Origin of the sequence: Okeania sp. SIO3B5, assembly GCF_010692555.1 — a bacterium.
GTDB lineage: Bacteria > Cyanobacteriota > Cyanobacteriia > Cyanobacteriales > Microcoleaceae > Okeania.
Map to the genome: position 1 here is coordinate 1 of NZ_JAAHHG010000584.1, position 6,025 is coordinate 6,025.

General features: G+C 39.8%; 6 protein-coding genes. 5 read left to right on the forward strand and 1 reads right to left on the reverse strand.

Annotated elements, in window-relative coordinates; translation table 11 throughout:
* Window positions 1–736 precede the first annotated feature (736 nt).
* Window positions 737–3,703 carry an NACHT domain-containing NTPase gene (locus F6K54_RS38715; protein WP_293089456.1) on the forward strand — a complete coding sequence of 989 codons (2,967 nt, stop codon included), beginning with the start codon at window positions 737–739 and terminating at the stop codon, window positions 3,701–3,703.
* Window positions 3,704–3,999: 296 nt separating this feature from the next.
* Here the strand turns inward: F6K54_RS38715 and F6K54_RS38720 are convergent, their stop codons facing one another.
* Window positions 4,000–4,572: a Uma2 family endonuclease gene (locus tag F6K54_RS38720; protein WP_293089458.1), complete on the reverse strand. Its 573-nt coding sequence runs from the start codon at window positions 4,570–4,572 to the stop codon at window positions 4,000–4,002.
* Window positions 4,573–4,667: 95 nt separating this feature from the next.
* Here F6K54_RS38720 and F6K54_RS38725 point away from each other — a divergent pair, with 95 nt between their 5' ends.
* The 4 genes from F6K54_RS38725 to F6K54_RS38740 are packed head-to-tail and all read left to right on the forward strand — an operon-like array spanning window position 4,668 to window position 5,906.
* A complete protein-coding gene (locus F6K54_RS38725; RefSeq protein WP_293089460.1) occupies window positions 4,668–4,904 on the forward strand; it encodes a hypothetical protein in 237 nt (78 codons plus the stop codon).
* A 53-nt stretch (window positions 4,905–4,957) separates the two neighbouring features.
* A complete protein-coding gene (locus F6K54_RS38730) occupies window positions 4,958–5,197 on the forward strand; it encodes a hypothetical protein (RefSeq protein WP_293089462.1) in 240 nt (79 codons plus the stop codon).
* A 56-nt stretch (window positions 5,198–5,253) separates the two neighbouring features.
* Window positions 5,254–5,490: a hypothetical protein gene (locus tag F6K54_RS38735; RefSeq protein ID WP_293089464.1), complete on the forward strand. Its 237-nt coding sequence runs from the start codon at window positions 5,254–5,256 to the stop codon at window positions 5,488–5,490.
* The gene (locus F6K54_RS38740) at window positions 5,487–5,906 is read left to right on the forward strand and encodes a putative toxin-antitoxin system toxin component, PIN family (protein ID WP_293089466.1); all 420 of its coding nucleotides are present in this window, start codon (window positions 5,487–5,489) and stop codon (window positions 5,904–5,906) included. The genes F6K54_RS38735 and F6K54_RS38740 overlap by 4 nt, the downstream gene beginning before the upstream one ends.
* The last annotated feature ends 119 nt before the right edge of the window (window positions 5,907–6,025 follow it).

Genomic DNA, 6,025 nt, shown 5'->3' on the forward strand with positions numbered 1-6,025 from the left:
TTATATCATGTCCGGATAATTAGTGATAAAAAAACTTTCTCCTTCAACTCCAGTTCTTCTTCTTTCTTCCCTCTTTCCTCCTGACTCCTGACTCCTGACTCCTGACTCCTCCGTAGTTATTTATTTATCACTGTTCAACCGGACATGATATTACGCTTTGCTAACGCACCCTACTGGATTGTTTCACCTAAAATAGTGCAGAGCGCTTTTTTCGTCACCCCATCCCCCCATCACCCCATCCCCCCATCACCCCATTTTCTAATGCAACATTTAAGATGAAACAGTCCACTACTGGACTTTTGTAAAGAATTTTGCTTATAATGGATAGCTTGGAAAGGGGGGAGAAGTCTATATTTTCTAAAATTTACCCACATTTTCAAGCTAGACGAGCTAGTAGGTTGGGTTGACACCAGGAAACCCAACAAAAATAGGTAGATGTTGGGTTGCAGTAGACGATCGACGGTGCGTTACGCTTTGCTAACGCACCCTACTGGACTGTTTCACCTAAAACTGTGCATTAGATTTGTCATTGCGAACAAATGTGTTTGCGGAGCATTCCGTCAGGAAAGCAATCTCAGGCTAACTTCCTATTGCACCATTTAAGATGAAACAATCCACTACTGGACTTCCTACTTCCTTCTGCTATACTTAATTTTTTTGACATCGGGAATTTACAGAGATTTAACTGTAGATATACAAATATATTGGGCAACAATTAAAGGAAGAAATATTAACTATGGCAACTAAACTCTGGCGGAATATTTGGCGAGTTCTCAACACAGAAATAGAATTGAATTTATCAGAAACTGTTAAAGGTGGGGTTGAGTCTGCTAAGGCGGTTTTGGAAATAGCAAAAGCTCTACAAGAAAATAAGGATACTTCAGAGTTAAAACCTTTTATTGAAAATATTGATTCTGTTTTAGATGTGTTAAATTCTCCCCTGGGAAAAGTTGCTGGGGCGGGTTTACCTTTTTTGCCTATTGCAACTGGAATTATTACTTTTATTATTGACAAAACTCGTCAGGAGCCAACTTTAGAAGATGAAGTACAATTGGTGGCTCAGGTGGCTTATTTAGAAAGTTTACGAAGATTTTTAATAGACCATCCTGAAATATCGGAAAAACTGACAGAAACTGAAGCATCGGAGGTGGTACAAAAACAGATTAAAAAACTGGATGAAGAAATTTATTTTAATGACCGAGATGCTAAGGATACTTTAATTTGTTTTTATGATTCACCTTTGAGGAAAAAATTTGATAAAATTTTGGTCAAACGCTTGAAAGAATCTGGTTTAGCTCAAAATCAAGCCAAAATAGTTACTGAAAGAATTTCTCGCAATACTCACCGTTATATGAAAGAAGCAGTGGTGGAGGTGAAAGACAATGCTAATAAATTAGCTGGATTTTATGGGTATGGGTGGCAAGGAGATTTGGAAATTTATGCCAGTATTGATAAATATTTAGAGAAGAATATTGCTACTAAACCAGACGAACAAGTATTTGATGAAAATTTCACTTTTCGACAGATTTATGTACCACTAGAAGTTAAACCTGTCAACTCCGATGGGAAGGTTGAAGAAAGAGCAACACCTCAGAATATTGAGAAGTGGGCAAAAACAATTTTGCTGGATGAAAACAAAGACAAACAGGTGTTATTTATTCAAGCAGGGCCGGGAAGAGGAAAAAGTGTATTTTGCCGAATGTTTGCCGACTGGGTGCGCCAAGAATTACATCCTATTTATACACCTATTTTGATTCGGTTGCGGGATGTGAGAAATTTTGCAGCAAATATTGATGAAACTTTAGCTGATGCAGTGGGTTGGGATTTTGTTACTACCGATAGTGGTTGGTTAACAGACCACAATACTCGATTTCTGTTTTTGTTGGATGGGTTTGATGAATTGTTGTTGGAACGTGGTGCTAGTAATGAGTTAAAAGTGTTTTTAGACCAGGTGGCACAGTTTCAGAAACAGGCAGCAGAAAATAAGGAGCGCGGTCATCGGGTGTTGATTACAGGTAGACCTTTAGCACTTTATGGAATTGAAAGGTTGATGCCACCAAATTTAGAGCGGGTGAGTATTTTGCCGATGAGTGACGAAATTCAGCAACGGTGGTTTGAGAAGTGGCAGACTATTGTTGCGCAAGAGGAAACAAAAAAATTTCGGGAGTTTTTGCAGAGTCAAGAATGTCCGAAGCAGGTTCAGGAATTGGCACGGGAGCCACTTTTGTTGTATTTGCTTGCTGCAATGCACCGGGATAAGCAGTTAAAAGTAGAGATGTTTGCTACTGCTGATGTTGGTGGGGCGAAAGTCTCGGTCTATGAGCAAGCATTGGAATGGGTGCTGGAGAAGCAGCGAGTAGAAGATGGCAGAAATCTTAATCCGGAAATTACGAAGTTATACCCAGAAGATTTAGAAATTTTGTTGGCAGAAGCGGGGTTATGTGTGGTGCAGTCTGGTGGGGAATATGCGGCAATAAAGATGATTGAAGACCGGCTGCTAAAACAAGGATATAGGGATTTGCAAGCTTTGATTGAGAATGCTCGGAAAAACAAGCGAGAAGATGGTTTGAAAAATGCTTTGGCTGCCTTTTATCTGAAGTCGGCAGCAGCAGCAGAAAATTCGGTGGAGTTTTTCCACAAGAGTTTTGGTGAGTTTCTCTGTGCAAAACGGATGGTGGAAAGTCTGGAAGATTTGACGGAGAAAACTGGGAAGCGACGTAAGACTTATGTGGTATCTGATGAAGATCTGGAATGGCAGGTTTACGATCTGTTTGCTTATGGCAGTCTGACGGTGGAGGTTGTGGAATATTTGATGGCGTTGTTGGTGAAAAGTCAGGTCGATCTGGTGGTGTTGTTTGAGCGGTTACATGGGTTTTATCTAGACTGGTGTGATGGGAAGTTTATTGAGGCGACTGAGGAAACTTTACCTCAGAAGAAGGCGAGGCAGTTGCAGCAGTGGGGTATTGAGTCTGGGCAACGTCGGGTGGATATTTATACGGGGTTGAATGTGATGATTTTGTTGTTTGAGTTGCATCGTTATGGGCAGTCTCAGGAGGGGTTGCGGGAGGAGTTGCATTTTTATCCTTGCGGTAAACCTAATGGTGAAGATTTTAATCTAAGAAGATTACTGCGAATTCTTGCTTATAGTCAATGTCTTGGAAATGGTGCTTTTGGGGAAATAGTAGGTAGTTTTCTTAGTGGTGCTGACCTCAGTGATGCCAACCTCAGAAATGCCGACCTCAGTGGTGCTAACCTCAGAAATGCTGACCTCAGTGGTACTAACCTCATTCGTGCCGACCTCAGAAATGCTGACCTCAGTGGTACCAACATCAGTGATGCCGACCTCATTCATGTCAACCTCAGAAATGCTGAACTCATTCGTACTGACCTCAGAAGTGCCTACCTCACTCGTGCCGATCTCAGAAGTACCAACTTCAGTGGTTCCGACCTCAGTGGTGTTGACCTCAGTGGTGCTGACCTCAGTGGTACCAACATCAGTGATGCCGACCTCAGCGGTGCTAATCTCAGAAGTGCCAACCTCAGAAGTGCCAACTTTAGTAATATCAAATGGAACAATCAAACCAAGTGGTCAAACACCATCGGTTTACATGAAGCAAGAGAAGTTCCAGAAGACCTACAACAAAATCCAGAATTTGCAGCAGCAGTTGCTCAGTCGCAAGCAGCAAGTCAACAACAACAGTAAATTTTAAAGTAGGGACGTTGCATGCAACGTCCCTACGGGGTTATCGTTTTTTTTTAATAGTTTGTAGGTTGGGTTTCCTTTCGTCAACCCAACACCAATGTGTATCTGTTGCGTTGTGCGAAAGTATTGTCTTAGGGAGTTTCGGGCATCTGTTGGGTTTATCCTCCGGATAAGCTCCGCTAACGCAAGCTCAAGCCAACCTACGGGAAAATTGATAATGAATCATTACCGAAAAATTGTGGTATGAAGCCTCCCCTTTTAAAGGAGAGGTAATTCTAAATTCTAAATTCTAAATTCTAAATTCTTGAACCCATTTTTAACCAGCCAAATACTTGATCAACGGTGAGAGTTAATTCTAAATCGGGAAAAACTGGAAGGACTCGATCGCTTCTACACAACACAGGTTGTTTTTGGTGTCGTAAGCACAAAATGCTGAGATCATCTGGGTCAACAAACCACCCTAGATGACTTCCATGCTCTAGACAATGGAGAATATTACCTATCACTTTGTTTGGTCTTTGTTCAGGAGAAAGAATTTCAATCGTCCAATCTGGTGGTAGATCAAAATTGTCTGGAACCTCACCCTCTGGTGTAAAAGGGATACGCTCCCACCGAAAGACCGCCACATCGGGAACAATCGATCGCCCGCCAAAACTACATCTCAATTCTGGGAAAGCATAGGCAATCTTTTGTTCTTCTGCGACTTGATTGATAGTAGCACAGAGTTTTCCTTGCAAGCGGCTATGTCGTCCCTTTGGCTTATGTTTTTGAATTATTTCTCCATTAATGTATTCACTTGCTGGTTTCGTTTCTGGCAGTTGCAGAAATTCTTGTAATGTTATTAAAGCCGAATATTCTTTTAAAGGCATAATCAAGTTTAGAACTTACAAATCTCATAATTAGGGAATAGAGTTAGAATAATTTCTGCTAATATTATAGCAGAAGATTTAAGGGAATAAAAATTATGTCAGAACTACAAGAGTTAAGAAAAAAAGCTCTGAATTTATCAGTGAGTAATCGCCTCTCTTTACTCAAGGATATTACTGATTCTTTGAACGAAGAATTCCGCCCCCGTCGCGACCTCAAAGCTGCTATAGAAGGTTTGCGAGGTATAGCAAAAACAGATAGTCCACCTCCAAATGATGCTGAAGTTGAGGCAATGCTCGAAGAACGTTTAGTGGAGAAATACTTAAAATCCTGATAAAAATACATATTATAATATTTATATCAAAGCAATTTGAAGGAATAAAAATCATGTCAGAACTACAAGAGTTAAGAAAAAAAGCTCTGAATTTATCAGTGAGCGATCGCCTGTTATTACTCAAAGCAATTACAAATTCTTTGATCCGAGAACTTCGCCCTCGGCCAGAGTTACCTCCTGATTTTGTAGACAGGATGATTGGGATAGGAAAAACAGACAGTCCACCTCCAAATGATGCGGAAGTTGAAGCTATGCTTGAAGAACGTTTAGTGGAGAAATATTTAAAATCTTGAGTAAAATATATACTATAATATTTAGATAAAAATAATCGTTTGAAAGAATAAAAATTATGTCAGAACTACAAGAATTAAGAAAAAAAGCTCTGAATTTATCAGTGAGCGATCGCCTGTTATTACTTAAGGCCATTACAGATTCTTTGTACCGAGAACTTCGCCCTCGTCCAGAGTTACCACCTGATTTCTTAGACAAGTTCCGAGGTATAGCAAAAACTGATGACCCACCTCCAACTGATGCGGAAGTTGAAGCGATGCTTGAAGAACGTCTAGTGGAGAAATATTTAAAATGAGGGTATTAATAGATACTAATATTGTCCTAGATTTTCTCTTAGAGAGAGAGCCTTTTTTAAATGATGCTAATGCTTTACTTGAAGCTCTAAGACTTCATCAAATAGAAGGATATGTCACAGCAACAACTTTAACTAACATTTTCTACATTGCTAGAAAACAAACCAAAAGTATTGAAAAGGCAAGAGAAGCTGTTTCTATGACATTAGCATTAATGGAAATTTGTGACGTTAATCGTAATATTTTAGAAACTGCTTTTGCTACTAATTTGAGAGACTTTGAAGATGCAGTCCAGTTAGTTTGTGCTTATGCTGAGAATGTTGATGCTATTATTACTCGTAATGCTGATGATTTTGTTGGTGCAAGTCTGCCTATTTTGTCAGTTCAACAGTTATTTGAACAGATGAATAATTCTTGAGTAATATTATATAGCTATATAACATTTCTTATAAAGATGAGGTACATTTACGATCCCCCTAAATCCCCCTTAAAAAGGGGGACTTTTAAGCACTTCCCCCCTTTTTAAGCGGTTCCCCA

Bases quoted from the DNA above. Each gene is read 5' to 3' on its own strand.
- F6K54_RS38720 (WP_293089458.1), bottom strand. From the start codon at position 4,572: ATGCCTTTAAAAGAATATTCGGCTTTAATAACATTACAAGAATTTCTG.
- F6K54_RS38725 (WP_293089460.1), top strand. From the start codon at position 4,668: ATGTCAGAACTACAAGAGTTAAGAAAAAAAGCTCTGAATTTATCAGTG.
- F6K54_RS38740 (WP_293089466.1), top strand. From the start codon at position 5,487: ATGAGGGTATTAATAGATACTAATATTGTCCTAGATTTTCTCTTAGAG.
- F6K54_RS38730 (WP_293089462.1), top strand. From the start codon at position 4,958: ATGTCAGAACTACAAGAGTTAAGAAAAAAAGCTCTGAATTTATCAGTG.
- F6K54_RS38715 (WP_293089456.1), top strand. From the start codon at position 737: ATGGCAACTAAACTCTGGCGGAATATTTGGCGAGTTCTCAACACAGAA.
- F6K54_RS38735 (WP_293089464.1), top strand. From the start codon at position 5,254: ATGTCAGAACTACAAGAATTAAGAAAAAAAGCTCTGAATTTATCAGTG.